We start from the raw sequence: 18436 nt of genomic DNA, 5'->3' as shown, positions 1-18436 counted from the left end.
CGCCACCGGTTCCCCATGATCTTGCTCACCCCCCGACGGCGTCGGGTCCGCCCTCCAGGAGCCGCCGGAAGCCATCCTCGTCGAGAATCGGTACCCCCAATTCCTCGGCCTTGGCCGCTTTCGATCCGGGCGCGTCGCCGATGACGACGAAGGCGGTCTTCTTCGACACCGAACTGGCCGCCTTCCCGCCGCGCACGATGACCGCCTCCTTGGCCCCGTCGCGCGTGAACCCTTGCAGCGAACCGGTCACCACGATCGACAGCCCCTCCAGATTGCGCTCGATGGACTCGTCGCGCTCATCCTCCATGCGCACGCCCGCGGCCCGCCATTTGTCGACAATGGCCCGATGCCAGTCGACGGTGAACCACTCCGCCACCGCGGCGGCGATGGTCGGCCCGACACCGTCGGTGGCGGCGAGTTCCTCGACGGTGGCGGCGTCGATGCGCTCCATGCTCCAGAATTCCGAGGCCAGCGCCCGCGCGGCGGTCGGCCCGACATGCCGGATGGACAGGCCCACCAGCACCCGCCACAGCGGGCGGTCCTTGGCGGCCGCCAGATTGTCGAGCAGCTTCCTGCCGTTCGCCGAGAGCGTGCCGTTCTTGGTGGTGAACAGCTTGGTGGTGAGCAGCTTGTCCTCGTCGAGATCGAACAGGTCGCCCTCGTCGGCGATGGCTCCCGATTCGAGCAGGTCGACGGCGGCCTCGTAGCCGAGCGCTTCGATATCGAACGCGCCCCGGCCCGCCACGTGGAAGACCCGTTCCCGCAGCTGCGCCGGGCAGTACTGCTGGTTGGGGCAGCGGATATCGGCGTCGCCCTCCTTCTCCGGGGCGAGTTCGGTACCGCACTCCGGACACCGGGTGGGCATGACGAATTCGCGTTCGCTGCCGTCGCGCATGTCCACCACCGGGCCGAGCACCTCGGGGATCACGTCACCGGCCTTGCGGATGGTGACGGTGTCGCCGATGAGCACGCCCTTGCGCCGCACCTCGGCGGCATTGTGCAGGGTGGCCATGGCGACGGTGGAGCCCGCGACCGTCACCGGCTCCATGACCGCGAACGGGGTAACGCGGCCGGTGCGGCCCACATTCACCTGGATGTCCAGCAGTGTGGTGGTGGCCTCCTCGGGCGGGTACTTGTACGCGATGGCCCAGCGCGGGGCCCGCGAGGTCGCGCCGAGGCGGCGTTGCAGCGCGAACTCGTCGACCTTGACGACCTGGCCGTCGATCTCGTGCTCGATGTCGTGGCGGTGCTCACCCCAGTACGCGACGCGCTCGAGTACCGCGTCCGCACCCCGCAACAACACGGTGTGCGCGGAGACCGGCAGGCCCCAGGCGGACAGCGCCCGGTACGCCTCGTGCTGGGATTCCGGCGACCAGCCGTCCAGGCGGCCGAAGCCGTGGCAGATCATGCGCAGCCGCCGCCGCGCGGTCACCGCCGGATCCTTCTGCCGCAGCGATCCGGCCGCGGTATTGCGCGGATTCGCGTACGGCGGTTTGCCTTCCGCCACGATCGCGGCATTGAGGTGGGCGAAGTCCTCGAGCGTCATATACGCCTCGCCGCGCACCTCGAGCAGTTTCGGCACCGGGAATTCGTCGCTGGGCGTGAGCACGTGCGGGATGTCGTCGATGGTGCGCGCGTTGAGCGTGACGTCCTCCCCGGTGCGTCCGTCACCCCGGGTCGCGCCGCGGACCAGCCGCCCGTCCTCGTAGACCAGATTGAGAGCGACGCCGTCGATCTTGACCTCACACACGTACTGGATGTCCGGCCCGGTCTCGGCCTCCACCCGCGCGATCCACTGCCGCATCTCCTCGTCGTTGAACACATTGTCCAGCGAGTACATTCGCTCGAGATGGTCCACCGGCGCGAACTCGGTGGTGAATCCCCCGCCCACCAGCTGCGTCGGCGAATCCGGCGTCCGCAGATCCGGATGCGCCTCCTCCAGCGCCTCGAGCCGCTGGAACAGCGTGTCGAACTCCCCATCCGAGATGATCGGCGCGTCCCGCACGTAATAGCGGAACTGATGGTCGCGAACCTCCTCCGCCAGTCGCTGCCACTCCACGCGCTCGTCCCCGCTCGCCGGGGTGATCTCGATTCCCGATTCGCTCACACAGGCACCCTATCGGAGCCCACCGACACTCAGGCGCGACATTCCCGCACGTCGCGCGGGTATCACCACCAAGTCGCGACCGGTCGGTGCTGTCTCGCACCAGCGGATTTCGGACACTGTGCGGCGGGAACAGCGCCACGCCTACGGCGGTTGCAGAGCGTATGGATATCGAGACCGCCGTCACATTCGCCCGCGAGCACAGCCGGTCGGTACTGGCCACGATTCGCAAGGACACGCGGCCGCAGCTGTCCAATGTCACGCACTGGGTGGCGGAGGACGGGATCATTCGGATCTCGATCACGGCCGATCGGGCCAAGTATCACAATCTGCGGCGGGAGCCGTGGGCGGCGTTGCATGTGACCAGCGAGGACTTCTGGTCGTACGCGGTGCTGGAGGGGAAGGCGGAGCTGTCGCCGGTGGCGGCCGAGGAGGGCGATGCGACGGTGGAGGAATTGATCGCCTACTACCGCGCGCTCAGCGGGGAGCATCCGGATTGGGACGACTATCGGCGGGCCATGGTGGCCGACCGCCGCGTCGTCGTGCGGATCACGACGACGCGGGCGTACGGCATGCTCGGCTGAATCGCCGCTGGCTCACACAGATTCGGGCGTCCAGGCGTCCGGGTCGAGTTCGGGCAGGGTCTCGCCGGTTTCCAGCAGGGCCTTCAGGTTGGTGAGGATGCCGGGCCAGCCGTGGCTGATGGCCTCGAGCAGGCCGCTGCCGTCGTCGAACCCGTCGTGCACGACGGTGAGTTTGACCAGTGCGCCGACCGGTTCGAGTTCGAAGGTCACCTTGGAGCGGGTCTCGTTCGCCCATGCGTCGATGGTGTCCTGGTCGAGCCCGAACTCCTTGCCGTACTCGGGGCCGAAGGAGTGCCAGGTGTAGGACAGCCGGGTGTAGGGCTGCGCCTCCAGCACCACCTGCTCGGGAGCCTTGCTCGTCCACTCACGTTCGTGCCAGACCATTTCCGAGCCCGGCTGCCAGTCGGTGTCGAAGCTCGCGCCCCAGTAGCGCTTGGTGAAGGCCGGTTCGGTGAGGGCCTGCCACAGCTTCTCCGGGGTGGTCTTGATGTAGGTGGCGTAGACGAATTCGTTGCTGCCCATGGTGCTCTCCAATGCGGTCTTGAGGTCGGCGAGTGCGTGCACCCGCCCGCGGTCGTAGCGGTTGATCCAGCGGTCGGCGATGGCGTTGACGGGCGCGGCGTTCAGGTAGTGCAGTTTCTCCCGGCCGTGGCGGCGGGTGGTCACCAGATTGGCGGCCTCCAGCACGGCCAGATGCTTGCTGACCGCCTGCCGGGACATGTCGAGCCCGGCGCACAACTCGCGCAGCGTTTGACCGGTGCGGTCGTTCAGGCTGTCGAGCAGGCGGCGGCGACTCGCGTCGGCCAGTGCCTTGAACACCTCGTCCACGCCATCTCCTCAATAGGCAACTCCTTGGTTGCACATTAGACCATAGGCAACCTATTGGTTGCATGTCAAGGGTTGCGACGAGACCCCCCGCTCGCGCATTCCGGCAGCGCCCGGCAGGATGGCGAGCGTGTTGCGCAGCTTCCAGGTGTCGAATCACAGATCCCTCGCCGAACCGCAGGAATTGCGGCTCACCCGCGGTAGCGGACCGGTCGCGGTTCCGGTCACCGCGGTGCACGGCGGGGCCGCCACCGGCAAGACCTCGCTCGTCGACGCGCTGTGGCATATGCGCGACGCGGTGCTGAACTCCGTCACCGGCTGGGATCCCTTCGCCGGACCCGTCCGCAACCCGCATCTCGGATTCCCGGACCGCCCTTCGGAATTCGTGGTCAACTTCGTGGCCGAGGGCTGCCCGTACACCTACGGATTCCGGCTCGACAACGCCGACGTGACGGCCGAGTGGTTGCACACGCACCCGCACAACCGCAAGCGCATCGTCTTCGAACGCACCGGAACCGATATCCGCGTCGGCCCCATGTTCGAGGCCGCCCGCTACGGCATCGGCGCCCTGGTGCCGCTGGTGCGCCCGAATGCCTTGCTGCTCAGCCTGTCCGGGCAGATGTACGCCGAAGCACTGGTCCCCGCCTACCGCTGGTTCCAGTCACTGCTGGAAGTCCAACGCGGGCAGCATGATCCGCAGGCCATCGCGCACCGCCTGGGCAGTCACATCTCCCGCTCCACCGACCACGCCGCCCGCCTGCTCACGCTGCTGCGCTCCGCGGATCTCGGCATCACCGATCTGCTCATCCCCGAGAACGACCCCATGTACGCCGACTATCTGCGCGAGCTGGACAGCGATATCGCCACCACCGCGAAGGAGATCGACGCCGCCACCACCTCCCCCGCCCGCGCCGAGGTGCTGCTGCGCGATCACGGATTGACCGTCACGGTGCTGCATCGCGAACTCACCGCCCTCTACGCCGCCCGCGACGCCCTCTACGCCCGCATGGTGGCCCGCCGCGGCGTCGGCCTCGAACTGGTGCACGACGGCATCGACACCCCCTTCGGCATCACCGAGGAGTCCACCGCCACCCTGGCCCTGCTCCGCCTGCTCCCCCCGATCCTCGACACCCTCGACTCCGGCGGCGTCCTGGCCGTCGACGATATCGACGCCCACCTCACCCCCGACGCCACCGACCGCCTCATCCAGCTCTTCCAGAACCCCGAAACCAACACCCACGGCGCCCAACTGGTCTTCACCACCCCCAACCGCACCCTCATCGACCGCGGCAACGGCCGGTCCCAAGCCAAACGCACCACGGTCTGGCAGTTGCGCCGCACCCCCGAGGGCACCAGCGAACTCACGGCACACTGAGGCACCGCCGGGCCGCGCAATAGCATGGAAGGCATGTTGGAATTCGCCTTCCTTGTGATGATCGTCGGTTCTCTGGTGGCGGTGGTGATGCTCTACCGGCGCGGACGGCAGGGGAAGCCGATGACGGGGGCCGAGAACGGGACGCTGTATGTGACCGGGGTGAGTCCGCGACCGGATGTGCCCGGGGATCAGTACGTGACGATCAGCGGCAATATCTCCGGGCCGTCGGTGGTGGCGCACGAGACGTACGGGCGGTTCGCGTGGGATGTGAAGCAGTGGCCGTCGGTGGGCGATCAGATTCCGGTGGCGTATCCGCCGGGGAAACCGGACAACTGGCAGATCCAGCATCCGGGATCGCGGCCGTACTTCGGGTCCTGAGCGCGGATGGCCCGGCACCGGGCCGGGACCCCCAGGGGGACGGTGACGTCAGTCGAAACTCAGGGCTTCCGGTTCGTCGGAGAAGGCGCGGGCGCATTCGGCGGACAGTTCCAGCGCCCTGCGGGCCCAGGTCAACGGTGCTCCGGACAGGCCGCAGGCGGGGCTGACCAGGATGTGGGTGGCGAGCAGGCGGCGGGGTAGGCCGAGGCGATCCAGCAGGCGGACGGCGGGTTCGGCGATCTCGCGCCAGGTGGTCGGGGTGGCGGGGGCGGTGGTGGGGATCAGGCCGAGGGCCAGGTGGCGACCGGTGTCGAGGAGTTCGCCGATACTGTCGAGATCGCGGGTACCGATGACGGACAGGTCGAAGCCGACCGCGGCAGCGGTGGTTCGGCGCAGGAACCCCAGCGGTGGGCGGGCGTCGCAGCTGTGGATCAGGACCGGGGCGGGCTGGGCTGCGATCACGGTGTCGAGGATGTGCTGGGCCTCCGGGGCGGGCAGGGCGCGCACGGTGTTCATGACGCTGGCACCGCGCAGGGAACCCTCCAGCACCGCCGTCAGCGACGGTTCGTCGAGTTGGACGACGACGTTCGCGCCCAGGCGTTTGCCCACCTCCGCGACATGGCCCGCGAGCCCCTCCGCGAGGGACTCCGAAAGGTCGCGCAGGGCACCGGAATCGGTGAGCACGCGATGCCCGACGGGGAGTTCGACCTGGGCGGCGAGGGTCAGGGGGCCGGTCGCCTGCACCTTGACCGTGCGCCCGGCGCCCGCCAGACCGGCTGTCTCCCAAGCTTCTTCGAGGGCGTCGAGATCGGTGCGCAGCAGATCACGGGCCCGGCGGGCCACCGCGCCCGGCCGTGCGGCCAGCCGGTAGCCCCGGGGCGTGCTGTCGAAGGCCATATCCACCAGCAGCGCCGAGGCGCGGCCGGTCATATCCGCGCCCACGCCGCGCGCGGGCAACTCGACCAGATGCGGGAGATCGCCGAGTTCGCCGACGACGGTCGCCGTGGACTCTCGGATATCGGTCCCGGGCCACGAGCCCACCCCGGTGGCGATACCACCCCGGAGCCGCACCGGCTCGCCCGCTCCGCCGTCACCCACGTCGGTTACTCCGTCTCTCGCGACCGTGCACCGGCACACGCGCTGCTCACACCGTGGCGTCCGACGCCAATTCCGTCGCGTACGAATGCCGTTCGCGCTCGGTGCCGCTGATGGTCCCGCTGCCGAGCACCTGATCACCGTGGTCGGCGTCCGGGCGGTACAGCACCACGGCCTGGCCGCGGGCGACACCGGTGAGGGGCTGGCGCAGGCGGACCACCAGGCCGCCGTCGGCGGGTTCGGCGACCGCCGGTGCGGTGCCGCCGTGCGCGCGCACCTGGGCCACGCACTCGATCGGACCATCGGGGGCCTCGCCGGAGGTCCAGATGGCGCGGTCGGCGAGCACCGTCCACACCTCGAGGTCGGCGGCGGAGCCGACGCGCACGGTCCCGGTCTCCGGGTCGATATCGGTGACGTAGCGCGGCTTGCCGTCGGCGGCCGGGCCGGGCAGGCCCAGGCCCTTGCGCTGGCCGATGGTGAAGCCGTGCACGCCTTCGTGATCGGCGAGCTTGGTGCCGTCGGCATCGAGGACGGCACCGGGCCGGACACCGATCTTCGCGCCCAGGAACGCGCGGGTGTCACCGGAGGGGATGAAGCAGATGTCGTGGCTGTCGGGCTTGTTCGCCACGGCGAGGCCGCGCGAAGCGGCCTCCTCGCGGATCAGCGGCTTGGGGGTGTCGCCCACCGGGAACATGGCCCGCGCGAGCTGCTCGGCGGTCAGTACCGCCAATACGTAGGACTGGTCCTTGTCGGCGTCCACAGCGCGACGCAGCACCCCGTCGGCGAGGCGCGCGTAGTGCCCGGTGACCACGGCGTCGAAGCCGAGCGCCACCGCGCGATCGGCCAGCGCCGAGAACTTGATCTTCTCATTGCAGCGCAGGCACGGATTGGGGGTTTCCCCGGCGGCATAGGACGCGACGAAGTCGTCGATCACGTCCTCCTTGAACCGATCGGCGAAATCCCAGACGTAGAACGGGATTCCGAGCACGTCGGCGGCGCGGCGCGCATCCCCGGCGTCCTCCTTGGAGCAGCAGCCGCGCGATCCGGTGCGCAGCGTCCCCGGTGCGGTCGACAGCGCCAGGTGCACGCCCACGACCTCGTGTCCGGCGTCGACGGCGCGGGCGGCGGCCACCGCCGAGTCCACGCCACCGCTCATGGCGGCCAGTACACGCATTGCTAGTAGCCTCCCTTCGCATGCGGGGTGGAACCGACGCTCGCCAGTCCGGCGGCCTTGGCCCGCTCCACCACCTGCGGCAGCGCCGCCAATACGGCGTCCACATCGGTATCGGTCGAGTCGTGGCCCAGCGAGAAGCGCAGCGAACCGCGCGCCAGCGCCGGTTCCACGCCCATGGCGAGCAGCACGTGGCTCGGTCCGGCCACGCCCGCGTTGCAGGCCGACCCGGTCGAGCATTCGATTCCGGCCGCGTCCAACAGCATCAACAGTGAATCACCCTCGCAGCCGGGGAAGGTGAAGTGCACATTGCCGGGCAGCCGCCGCTCCCCCGTCGCGCCGTTGAGCACCGCATCGGGGACCAGCTCCCGCACACCGGCGATGAGACGATCGCTCAGCCGCGTCAATTCGACGGTGCGCGAGGCCATCCCGCGCACGGTCTCGCGCAGTGCGGCGGCCAGGCCGACGGCCGCGGGCACATCCGAGGTTCCCGAGCGCAGATCGCGTTCGTGGCCGCCGCCGTGCACGATCGGCACGCACGGCACGGTGCGGCCCAGCAGCAGCACGCCGACGCCGTGCGGCCCGCCGACCTTGTGGCCGGCGACACTGGCCGCCGACAGCCCGCTGGCCGCGAAGTCCACCGGCAGCTGCGCCGCGGCCTGCACCGCGTCGCTGTGCATGGGAACGTCGAATTCCTGTGCCACCGCGGACAGTTCGGCGATCGGCTGGATGGTGCCGACCTCGTTGTTGGCCCACATGACGCTGACCAGCGCCGCGTCGTCGGCGTAGGCTTCCAGCGCGGCGCGCAGCGTGCGCGGCGAGACGACTCCGTCGGCGTCCACCTCCAGCCACGTCACCTCCGCGCCCTCGTGCTGCTCCAGCCATTCGACGGCGTCCAACACGGCATGGTGTTCGACGGCGCTCACCAGAATCCGGTTGCGCCGTGGCTCGGCGTCACGCCGTGCCCGGTAGATCCCTTTGACGGCGAGATTGTCGCTCTCGGTCCCCCCGGAGGTGAAGATCACCTCCGAGGGCCGCGCCCCCAGATTCGCCGCGATCGACTCCCGCGCCTCCTCCAGCAGTCGCCGCGCCGCCCGCCCGGACCCGTGCAGCGACGACGCGTTCCCCGCCGTTCCCAGGACAGCCGTCATCGCCTCGACGGCGACCGGGAACATGGGTGTCGTGGCCGCGTGATCGAGGTAGACCGTCTGGGCACCGACCGGACCCGGGAAAGCCGACTTCATGACCAAACAAGGATAGCCGTCGACCGCACGCCGATATTCCCGGCGTCGCCGCCCGGCGGTGATAAGCGGACCGCAAGGTGGGTATCGGCCAGATGAGGGCCCGCCGTCGCGCCCATCGCGACATCAAGTCCAACCGAACGGGGACGAGTCAATGGATACCAGGACTGTGCGGATCGACGAGGACATCGCGGTGGCGGTGTACCGGTTCCCGACCGAGCAGATCGAGGCCGATGGGACGCTGGAGTGGGATTGGACCACCGCGGTGGTGGTGCGGGTCGGCGCGGGCGGTGAGTTCGGGCTGGGTTGGACCTATGGGTCGCCCGCTACCGCGGAGGTCGTGTCGGTGCATCTGGCCCCGCACCTCGGCAACGAATCGCCGTTCGACATCGCCGGCTGCTGGGCGACCATGCACCGCGCCTGCCGCAATATCGGGTCGAAGGGGATCGCCGCGCTGGCGATCAGCGCGGTCGACATCGCGCTGTGGGACCTGAAGGCCCGGCTGCTGGAGGTCCCGCTGGCCGCGCTGCTCGGTGCGACGCGGGAACGGGTGCCGGTGTACGGGTCGGGCGGATTCGTCAATCTGCACGAGGATCAACTGAGCGAACAGGTCGGCGGGTGGCTGGCTGCGGGCTGCCGGGCCGTCAAGATCAAGATCGGTGCGGGACGCGGCGACTGTATCGAGCGCGATCTGGAACGGGTGCAGCAGGTACGCAAGCTGACCGGCCCCGACGTGCGCATCATGGTCGACGCCAACGGCGGCTACACCCGGGGCCAGGCGCGGCGCGTGGGCCAGGAACTGGACCGGCTCGGCGTGGTGTGGTTCGAGGAGCCGGTGACCAGCGACGACCGCACCGGTCTCGCGGCGGTGCGGGACGCGGTCCAGTGCGATGTGGCCGCCGGTGAGTACGTCTACGACGGCTACGACGCGGCCGCGCTGGTGGACGCGGTGGACTGCCTGCAACTCGATGTCACCCGCTGCGGTGGCTACACCGGCTTCCTGCGCGGTGCGGCCGTGGCGGGCGCGCACGGATTGGATGTGTCGGCGCACTGCGCGCCGTCGCTGCACGCCCCGATCGCGGGGGCCGTGACCGACCTGCGTCATATCGAGTGGTTCATCGACCACGTCCGTCTGGAACCGCTGCTGGTGGACGGCGTGCCCGAGGTGTCGGACGGCGAACTGGCGGTACCCCTGGACGAGCCCGGCCACGGCATGCGGATCGCCGCGGCGGCGGCCGACTACCGGCTGCGGTGACTGCCGCACCCGGCGTTTGACTCCGCGACCGCCGGGCATCTCGGCGGTGAGGCTCGCGCACCCGAATGACCGGAATGCCCGATGCATGGTCGACGCGCGTGGAGCGCCGACATATGGGCGGACGCGCACCGCAGCGCCCGAGACCTACGCGGGCGCGAGCCGGTGCGCCCCACGGCGCTGCCGGACCGTGCGGGCACGCGCTGCCCGGACTGTGGGGCTGTGCGTCGTCGGCCGAGACATCCCGATCCCGAGGAGGAGACCCCATGAACGACAAGCGTTCTCGCGTCGTGGTGATCACCGGTGCCAGCGCCGGAGTGGGGCGTGCCTGCGCCCGCGCCTTCGGTGCGCGTGGCGACAAGGTGGCACTGCTCGCTCGAGGTGAGCGCGGGCTCGCCGCCGCGGCGGAGGAGGTGCGCGCCCGGGGCGGCACCCCGCTGACCGTACCGGTCGACGTGGCCGATCCCGATGCCGTCGAGGTGGCGGCGGAGCGGGTGGAATCCGAACTCGGGCCGATCGACATCTGGGTCAACAATGCCTTCGCCGCCCTGTTCGCACCCTTCGAGCAGATCTCGCCCGCGGAGTTCCGCCGGGTCACCGAGGTCACCTATCTGGGCTACGTCTACGGCACCCGCTCCGCGCTGGCGCGCATGCAGCAGCGCGGCCGGGGGACGATCGTCCAGGTCGGCTCGGCGCTGGCCTATCGGGGGATTCCGCTGCAATCGGCCTACTGCGGGGCCAAGCACGCCATTCAGGGCTTCAACGAATCACTGCGCTGCGAACTGCTGCACCAGGGCAGCCCGGTACACGTGACCATGGTGCAGCTCCCGGCGCTCAATACCCCGCAGTTCGATTGGGGCCTGACCCGCATGCCGCGCAAGGCGCAGCCGGTGCCGCCCATCTACCAGCCGGAAGTGGCGGCCGACGCCATCGTCCACGCCGCCGACCATCCGGGCCGACGCGAGTACTGGGTCGGCGCGAGCACCGTGGGCACCCTGCTGGGCAACAAGATCATTCCCGGCCTGCTGGACCGCTACCTCGGCCGCACCGGCTACGCCTCCCAGCAGACCTCCGAGCCCGAGAACCCGGACCGGCGCGCGAATCTGTGGGAGCCACTGGACGACGAGAACGGCGAGGATTACGGCGCGCACGGCCGATTCGACCGCTGCTCCCACGACGACAGCCCGCAGGTGTGGTTCTCCCGGCACCACCGCTCCCTCGCGGCCGCGGCACTGACCGCCACCGCCGGTATCGGCGCGCTCGCCTGGGGTCTGGCCCGTCGGTGAGCCCGCGGCGCGACCGGGTTGCCCTCGACGGCAATCCCCCCGCGAGTGACGACCGGAAGGAGGCGGGCTTGCCCTCACCCATCGAGGACTACGCGCTGCTCGGCGATTTGCAGACGGCCGCGCTGGTGGCCAAGGACGGCAGTATCGACTGGCTGTGCGTGCCGCGATTCGACTCTCCGGCCTGTTTCGCGGCGCTGTTGGACACTCCGGAGGCGGGCCGCTGGCAGTTGGCCCCCGCCGCGGGCGGCAGCGCCACCCGGCGCTCGTATCGCGATGATTCGTTGGTGCTGGACAGCGAATGGCACACCCCGGACGGGGTGGTGCGGGTGGTGGACTGTATGCCGCCGCGCGGATCGGCCATCGATGTGGTGCGGGTCGTCGAGGGGGTTTCGGGCCGGGTGCCCATGCGCATGGATCTGCGGTTGCGCTTCGACTGCTGGCTGCGCGACGCCGCCTTCACCCTCCAGGCGCTGCTGGGCACCGGATTCGTGGACGAGGCGCGGGCGTGGCGGGAATGGCTGGTGCGGGCGGTCGCGGGCGATCCGGGGGAACTACAGATCATGTACGGCTTGGACGGCAGTCGGCGGCTGCCGGAGCAGCGGCTGCCCTGGCTGTCCGGATACGAGGGTTCGGCGCCGGTGCGGATCGGCAATGCCGCGGTGCACCAGAAGCAGCTGGACGTGTGGGGCGAGGTCCTCGACGGCCTGCACCTGGCCCGCGACGCCGGACTCCCGGCCACCGACGTGGCCTGGGATGTGCAGCGGGCGCTGCTGGACTATCTGGAGGGCCATTGGACCGACCCGGACAACGGCCTGTGGGAAATGCGCGGTCCGCGTAGGCATTTCGTACATTCCAAGGTGATGGCATGGGCCGGTCTGGACCGCGCCGTGCACACCGTCACCGCACACGGCCTCGACGGTCCGGTCGACCATTGGCGGGCGGTGCGCGACCGCATCCACCGGGAGGTGTGCGCGCACGGGTACGACCCCGAACGCAACACCTTCACCCAGTTCTACGGTTCCCGAGGGGTGGACGCGGCGCTGCTGCTGCTCCCCCGCGTCGGCTTCCTGCCCTGGCATGACCCGCGCGTGCACGGCACCGTGGACGCGGTGCGGAAAGAGCTGTGCGAGAACGGATTCGTCCGGCGCTACGACCCGTATGCGGACGGCGGGGTGGACGGTCTGCCCGGCGGTGAGGGGGTCTTCCTGGCCTGTAGTTTCTGGCTGGCCGACGCCCTGCACGGCATCGGCCGCGCCGAGCAGGCGCGCGAACTGTTCGGCCGCCTGCTCGACCTGCGCAATGACGTCGGCCTGCTCAGTGAGGAATACGATCCGGCCACCGGCCGCCACCTGGGCAACACCCCGCAGGCGTTCAGCATGGTGGGCTTGGTCAATACCGCCCGCGAACTCACCGGCTCCTCGGTGGAAACCTCCGCCGCGCACCACGAACAGCATCTCGGCGACCGCGCGCACACCTGAGCCGGGCGGCCGCTCCGGTCGCCCGGTCGGATCAGCACCGGCTCAGTGCCGGCTCAGGGTCGCATCTCCTGCGCCTTGGTCTTCGCCCCCTGCCACATGAGATGCCACGCCCCCGGATCGCCGCGCAGGATGGCCGCCGCCGTATCCTTCATCTGCTCGAAGGTCGCATGTGGCGGAATGGGCGGCACCTCCGGATCGCAGCGCACGTCGATCACGGTGGGCCGGTCGGCGGCCAGGGCGCTCTCCCAGGCTCCGGCGAGTTCGTCGGGGTCGTCCACCGCCACCGCGCCGAGACCCATGCAGCGGGCCAGATCGGCGTAGGAGACCTCCGGAATGGTCTGGGACTCCTCGAATTTCGGCGCACCGCCCATGGCGCGCAACTCCCAGGTGACCTGGTTGAGGTCATTGTTGTGGAAGACGCACACGACCAGGCGGGGATCGGACCACTCCTGCCGGTAGCGGGCGATGGTGAGCAGTTCGGCCAACCCGTTCATCTGCATGGCCCCGTCACCGACGAGCGCGACGACGGGGCGGTCCGGATGGGCAAACTTCGCGCCGATGGCGTACGGCACCCCCGGCCCCATGGTGGCCAGGGTGCCCGACAGCGATCCGCGCATCTGGCCGCGGAAGCGCAGGCAACGCGCGTACCAGTTGGTCGACGAACCGGAGTCGGCGGTGACGATGGCATTGTCCGGAATGCGTTGCGACAGTTCCCACACCACCCGCATGGGGTTCACTGGTTTGGCCTCGAGCATGGACTGGTGTTCCACGGTGCGCCACCAGTCGGCGACATTGTTCTCCACGGTCTCCCGCCAGGACCGGTCCTGTTGGCGGCGCAGCAGCGGAATCAGCTCCCGCAGTGTGGCTTTCGCATCACCGACCAGATTCACCTCGGTCGGATAACGCATGCCGATCAGGGTGCCGTCCACATCGATCTGCACCCCGCGGGCCTGCCCGAACTCGGGCATGAACTGGGTGTAGGGGAAGTTCGAGCCGACGATGAGCAGCGTGTCGCAGTCGCGCATCAGCTCGTAGCTCGGCCTGCTGCCCAGCAGTCCGATCGGACCGGTGACGAAAGGCAGATCATCGGGCAGCACATCCTTGCCCAGCAGCGCCTTGGCCACCCCGGCCCCGGTGATGTCGGCGACCTCGAGCACCTCCGTCGCCGCGTCCCGCGCACCCTGACCGATCAGCAGGGCCACCTTCTCCCCCGCGTTGAGCACCTCGGCTGCGCGCTCGATCTCCGCACGCGCCGGGGTGACGACCGCCGCCATCCGGCCCGGCGGGCTCGACGGCACCTGCTTGAACTCGTGCTGCGGCGGCTCATAGGTCTCCTCCTGCAGATCGGCGGGGATGATCACCGCCGTCGGCGCGCGGCGGGTGAGCGCGGTGCGGAAGGCGCGATCCAGCGCATTGGGCAGCTGGCTGGACACATTCACCTCGACCAGATACTCCGAGGCAACATCCTTGAACAGCGATTGCAGGTCCACCTCCTGCTGGTAGCTGCCGCCCATGGCGCTGCGCGCGGTCTGCCCGACGATGGCGACCACCGGCACATGGTCGAGTTTGGCGTCGTAGAGGCCGTTGAGCAGATGGATCGCGCCCGGTCCGGAGGTCGCCACGCACACACCCACCCGGCCGCTGAATTTGGCGTACCCGGTGGCCTCGAAGGCGGACATCTCCTCGTGCCGGGCCTGCACGAAGCGCGGCTGGTTATCGGCCCGGCCGAAGGCTGCGACCAGCCCGTTGATGCCGTCGCCCGGGTAGCCGAACACGGTCTCGACGCCCCATTCCCGCAACCGCTGTAGTACGTAATCCGAAACCTCCATGGACATGGCTCCTCCTCGTCGTCGTGTATCCCGCCGCTGTCGGCGTGCTACCCGCTGTGGAGCCGATCAATCGCGGGCGGCCGATGCGGCTCCGTGTGCGACGCCGCACAGCGGGTAACCGGCCCGCGTGGAGCAGCTACGGGAGGAGGAGTCCAGATGACAGGGATGGACGGCGGCAGCGACGGCGCGCGGGATCGCTCGGATGCGCCCGCGATCGACCTGTGGGCGCTGGAACGCGATCTGCGGGCGGCCGTACAGGGTGAGGTGCGCTTCGATTCCGGCTCCCGGGCAACGTATTCCACCGACGCCTCGAACTACCGGCGGGTGCCGCTGGGGGTGGTGCTGCCGCGTACGCCCGAGGACGCCGTGGCCGCGGTGGCGGTGTGCCGGGCCCACGACGCGCCGGTGCTGTCGCGTGGCGGCGGCACCAGCCTGGCCGGTCAGTGCTGCAATGCCGGTGTCGTGCTGGACTGGAGCAAATTCTGTGACCGGGTGCTCACGGTGGACCCCGAGGCGCGCACCGCCGTGGTCGAACCGGGTATCGCGCTGGACGTGCTCAACGACCGGCTGGCTGAGTACGACCTGATGGTGGGTCCACGCCCGTCGACGCATGTCAGCTGCACCATCGGCGGCATGATCGGCAACAACTCCTGCGGATCCACCGCGCAGGAGTACGGAAAGATGGCCGACTCGGTGCGGCGGCTGGAAATCCTCACCTACGACGGAACCCGCGCCTGGGTGGGCGCGACCAGCGACGCGCAGTACGCGGAGCTGGTCGAACACGGCGGGAAGCTGGGTGAGATCGTGCGGCGGCTGCGCGACATCCGCGACCGCTACGCCGAGGACATCCGGGCCCGCTATCCCGATATTCCGCGCCGGGTGTCCGGCTACAACCTGGACGCGTTGCTGCCGGAGCGGGGCTTCCACCTGGCGCGGCTGCTGGTGGGCAGTGAGAGCACCCTGGTGACGGTGTTGCGGGCCGAGATCGAGCTGGTGCCCCGGCCCGGAGCGGTCGCACTCGCGGTACTGGGCTATCCCGATATCGTCACCGCCGCCGACGCGGTGCCGCACGTCCTGACCCACGAGCCGTCGGCGCTGGAGGCGATCGACGATCGGCTGGTGAATCTGGAGAGCACCCGCCACCTGGCCGACCAGGCCATACGGCAGCTGCCCGACGGACACGGCTGGCTCATGGCGCAGTTCCAGGGCGCCGATCAGGACGCGGCGGACCGCGCGGCGCAGGCCATGATGGCGGGCGTGTGCGACCGCACCGGCGCCACCGCCGTGCTGCTCGACGATCCACACCACCAGGCCGAGGTGTGGGCCGCGCGCGAGGCCGGTCTCGGCGCCACCGCCTATCCGCCGGACGGACCGGAAACCCACGAGGGCTGGGAGGACGCCGCGGTGCCGCCCGACCGGCTCGGCGACTACCTGCGCGACTTCGAGGACCTGTTGCGGGAGTTCGGCTACCAATCCTCCTCGCTGTACGGCCATTTCGGACACGGTTGCGTGCACACCCGCATTCCCTTCGGGCTGCGCACCGCCGACGGGATCGCGCGCTATCGCCGATTCGTGGAACGTGCGGCACGTCTGGTCACCGACTACGGCGGATCACTGTCCGGCGAGCACGGTGACGGCCAGTCGAGGGGCGAACTGCTGCCGATCATGTTCGGGGACCGGCTGATCCACGCGTTCGGCGAACTCGAGGACGTCTTCGACCCCCGCGACCGGATGAATCCCGGCAAGGTCGTGCACCCCCGGCGCCTCGACCAGGACCTGCGCCAGGGCGTGGACTACCGCCCCTGGGAACCCGATACCCACTTCGCCTTTCCACACGACGACCACCGGTTCAGCGTGGCCGCGGGCCGCTGCGTGGGAGTCGGCAAGTGTCGCGGCCACCAGGGCGGGGTGATGTGCCCCAGCTACCGGGTGACCCGCGAGGAGGAGCACTCCACGCGCGGTCGGGCGCGGCTGCTGTTCGAGATGCTCAACGGCGACGTGATCACCGACGGCTGGCGCTCCGAGGAGGTGCACGACGCGCTCGATCTGTGCCTGGCCTGCAAGGGATGTCGCAGTGACTGCCCGGTCGACGTGGATATGGCGACCTACAAGGCCGAATTCCTCTCGCACTACCACCACAACCGGATTCGGCCCATGGCGCACTATTCGATGGGCTGGATACCGCTGTGGGCGCGACTGGCCACGGGGATGAGCGGATTCGCCAATGCGGTGGTCCAGCACCGGACGCTGGGGCAGTTCGTCAAACGCGCGGGCGGCCTGGCTCCGCAGCGCGGTATGCCGCGCTTCGCGGACACCCGCTTCACCACGACCTTCCCTGGGCTGGAGCAGCATTCGAGCGCCGAGCGCGGCAGCGTGTTGCTGTGGCCCGACACCTTCACCAACAATTTCGAGCCCGAGGTGGCCCGCGCCGCCGTCCGCGTCCTGAACGCGGCCGGATTCACCGTCCGGATTCCCACCCGGGCCGTCTGCTGCGGCCTGACCTGGATCTCCACCGGCCAACTCGCCACCGCGAAGTGCGTGCTGCGTCGCACGCTGCGGGCCCTGCGACCCGAGCTGCGCGCGGGCACCCCGGTGGTGGTGCTGGAACCCAGTTGCGCCGCCGTCTTCCGCTCCGACCTGCCCGAACTGCTGCACGGCGACGAGGACGCCCGTCGGCTGGCCGCGCAGACCCGCACCCTCGCCGAACTGCTCGCCGACCGTGCCCCCGATTGGCAACCGCCCCAACTGGATTCCCATACGGTCGTGCAACCCCACTGCCACCACCACGCCATCCTCGGCTTCGACCCGGATCGTGAACTGCTCGGCCGCTGCGGTCTCCACGCCGATGTGCTCGATGCCGGATGCTGCGGTCTGGCGGGCAATTTCGGCTTCGAACGCGGCCACTACGACGTCTCCGTGGCCTGCGCCGAGGACAAACTCATGCCCGCCGTCCGCGCCCAGCCTCCCGGCACCCTCGTCACCGCCGACGGTTTCAGCTGCCGCACCCAGATCCGCGAACTGGCCCCGGACACCGCGCCCGTGCACTCCGCACAGCTGCTGGCCCACGGCCTCGACCGGTCGAGCACCGCGGACGCACCGGACCGGGACACCGGTCCCGTCGTGCCGTAACCGAGAACAAGCTGGTGGGGGCGTTTGCCGGGCGATCCGGCGGGCATGTCCGGAACAGGACACTTGCTCAGCGTCGACGCGTCCGGGTCGTGATCCGGTGTTTCGTGCACCGGGCGCATGCCGGGCCGGAAAGGAGCACAGTCATGGCCGAGCAGCGGCTGCCCACGCTCATCGATCTGGACGACACCGATCTGACCCTGCGGAATCCGACCTACGACATCCGCAATCGCACCGTCATCGATCCGCAGGAGAACGAGGTCGGGGAGGTCGACGGGCTCATCATCGACGAGAACGAGCGGCGGGTGCGGTTCATTCGGATCGCATCCGGCGGGGTGCTCGGATTCGGGCAGACCAAGCGGCTGGTGCCGGTGGAGGCGATCGTCGGGATCGAGGGGAAGTCGGTGCACATCGACCGGACCCGACAGCAGGTCACCGACAGCCAGCCGTACGATCCGCCGCTCGTCGACGCCCCCACCTTCTACGAGGCGCTGTACGGACAGTACGGGTACACACCGTTCTGGGCGGCGGGGATGGGGCGCTACCCCACCCCGTGACCCGCGCCGCACCCACCGCTCACGCGGCGGTCGTCGCGGCCACGATCGCGTCGATGGGATGCGCGGCACGACGGTGCCGGGCGGTACTTCAGCCGAATTCAGCCGTACGCCACGCTCATCGCGGCCGGTGCCACC

14 protein-coding genes are annotated in these 18436 nt (G+C 69.8%); 8 read left to right on the top strand and 6 right to left on the bottom strand.

All coding sequences use genetic code 11. From position 1 onward, the window contains the following. Window positions 1–25 precede the first annotated feature (25 nt). On the bottom strand, window positions 26–2092 hold the full coding sequence (gene ligA / locus QK444_RS07795) for an NAD-dependent DNA ligase LigA (RefSeq protein ID WP_282778522.1): 2067 nt from the start codon (window positions 2090–2092) through the stop codon (window positions 26–28). A gap of 176 nt (window positions 2093–2268) precedes the next feature. Between ligA and QK444_RS07790 the strand changes: the two genes are divergently transcribed. Beyond that, window positions 2269–2688, top strand: coding sequence for a PPOX class F420-dependent oxidoreductase (locus QK444_RS07790; RefSeq protein WP_282778505.1), 420 nt, complete (start codon window positions 2269–2271; stop codon window positions 2686–2688). 12 nt (window positions 2689–2700) lie between these two features. On the opposite strand, the gene QK444_RS07785 is transcribed toward QK444_RS07790, so the two are convergent. Beyond that, window positions 2701–3516 (bottom strand): metalloregulator ArsR/SmtB family transcription factor, encoded by an 816-nt coding sequence (locus QK444_RS07785; protein ID WP_282778503.1) that lies wholly within the window; start codon window positions 3514–3516, stop codon window positions 2701–2703. A gap of 118 nt (window positions 3517–3634) precedes the next feature. On the opposite strand from QK444_RS07785, the gene QK444_RS07780 reads away from it, so the two are divergent. Then, the gene (locus QK444_RS07780) at window positions 3635–4888 is read left to right on the top strand and encodes an AAA family ATPase (protein WP_282778501.1); all 1254 of its coding nucleotides are present in this window, start codon (window positions 3635–3637) and stop codon (window positions 4886–4888) included. A 33-nt stretch (window positions 4889–4921) separates the two neighbouring features. Then, window positions 4922–5266, top strand: a complete 345-nt coding sequence (locus QK444_RS07775; protein ID WP_282778499.1) for a hypothetical protein — start codon at window positions 4922–4924, stop codon at window positions 5264–5266. 48 nt (window positions 5267–5314) lie between these two features. Here QK444_RS07775 and QK444_RS07770 read toward each other — a convergent pair whose 3' ends face one another. The 3 genes from QK444_RS07770 to QK444_RS07760 are packed head-to-tail and all read right to left on the bottom strand — an operon-like array spanning window position 5315 to window position 8776. Next, window positions 5315–6364 carry a methionine synthase gene (locus QK444_RS07770; RefSeq protein WP_282778497.1) on the bottom strand — a complete coding sequence of 350 codons (1050 nt, stop codon included), beginning with the start codon at window positions 6362–6364 and terminating at the stop codon, window positions 5315–5317. Between the two features lie 46 nt (window positions 6365–6410). Then, a complete protein-coding gene (gene mnmA, locus QK444_RS07765; RefSeq protein ID WP_282778495.1) occupies window positions 6411–7535 on the bottom strand; it encodes a tRNA 2-thiouridine(34) synthase MnmA in 1125 nt (374 codons plus the stop codon). A 2-nt stretch (window positions 7536–7537) separates the two neighbouring features. After that, a complete protein-coding gene (locus QK444_RS07760; RefSeq protein ID WP_282778493.1) occupies window positions 7538–8776 on the bottom strand; it encodes a cysteine desulfurase family protein in 1239 nt (412 codons plus the stop codon). A 151-nt stretch (window positions 8777–8927) separates the two neighbouring features. Between QK444_RS07760 and QK444_RS07755 the strand changes: the two genes are divergently transcribed. The 3 genes from QK444_RS07755 (at window position 8928) to QK444_RS07745 (ending at window position 12789) form a co-directional block, all read left to right on the top strand. Next, window positions 8928–10028 (top strand): enolase C-terminal domain-like protein, encoded by a 1101-nt coding sequence (locus QK444_RS07755; RefSeq protein ID WP_282778491.1) that lies wholly within the window; start codon window positions 8928–8930, stop codon window positions 10026–10028. 263 nt (window positions 10029–10291) lie between these two features. Continuing rightward, a complete protein-coding gene (locus QK444_RS07750) occupies window positions 10292–11311 on the top strand; it encodes an SDR family oxidoreductase (RefSeq protein WP_282778489.1) in 1020 nt (339 codons plus the stop codon). A gap of 68 nt (window positions 11312–11379) precedes the next feature. After that, window positions 11380–12789, top strand: a complete 1410-nt coding sequence (locus QK444_RS07745; RefSeq protein WP_282778488.1) for a glycoside hydrolase family 15 protein — start codon at window positions 11380–11382, stop codon at window positions 12787–12789. Window positions 12790–12842: 53 nt separating this feature from the next. Here QK444_RS07745 and QK444_RS07740 read toward each other — a convergent pair whose 3' ends face one another. Continuing rightward, complete coding sequence (locus QK444_RS07740; RefSeq protein WP_282778487.1) at window positions 12843–14624, bottom strand: thiamine pyrophosphate-requiring protein; 1782 nt, start codon at window positions 14622–14624, stop codon at window positions 12843–12845. A 159-nt stretch (window positions 14625–14783) separates the two neighbouring features. On the opposite strand from QK444_RS07740, the gene QK444_RS07735 reads away from it, so the two are divergent. Continuing rightward, entirely contained in the window at window positions 14784–17747 is a 2964-nt protein-coding gene (locus QK444_RS07735; protein WP_282778520.1) for an FAD-binding and (Fe-S)-binding domain-containing protein, read from the top strand. A 143-nt stretch (window positions 17748–17890) separates the two neighbouring features. Beyond that, window positions 17891–18301: a PRC-barrel domain-containing protein gene (locus QK444_RS07730; RefSeq protein ID WP_282778485.1), complete on the top strand. Its 411-nt coding sequence runs from the start codon at window positions 17891–17893 to the stop codon at window positions 18299–18301. The last annotated feature ends 135 nt before the right edge of the window (window positions 18302–18436 follow it).

Origin of the sequence: Nocardia sp. CC201C (assembly GCF_030010695.1) — a bacterium.
Lineage (GTDB): Bacteria > Actinomycetota > Actinomycetes > Mycobacteriales > Mycobacteriaceae > Nocardia > Nocardia otitidiscaviarum.
This window is presented reverse-complemented; position numbering and strand designations above follow the sequence as displayed.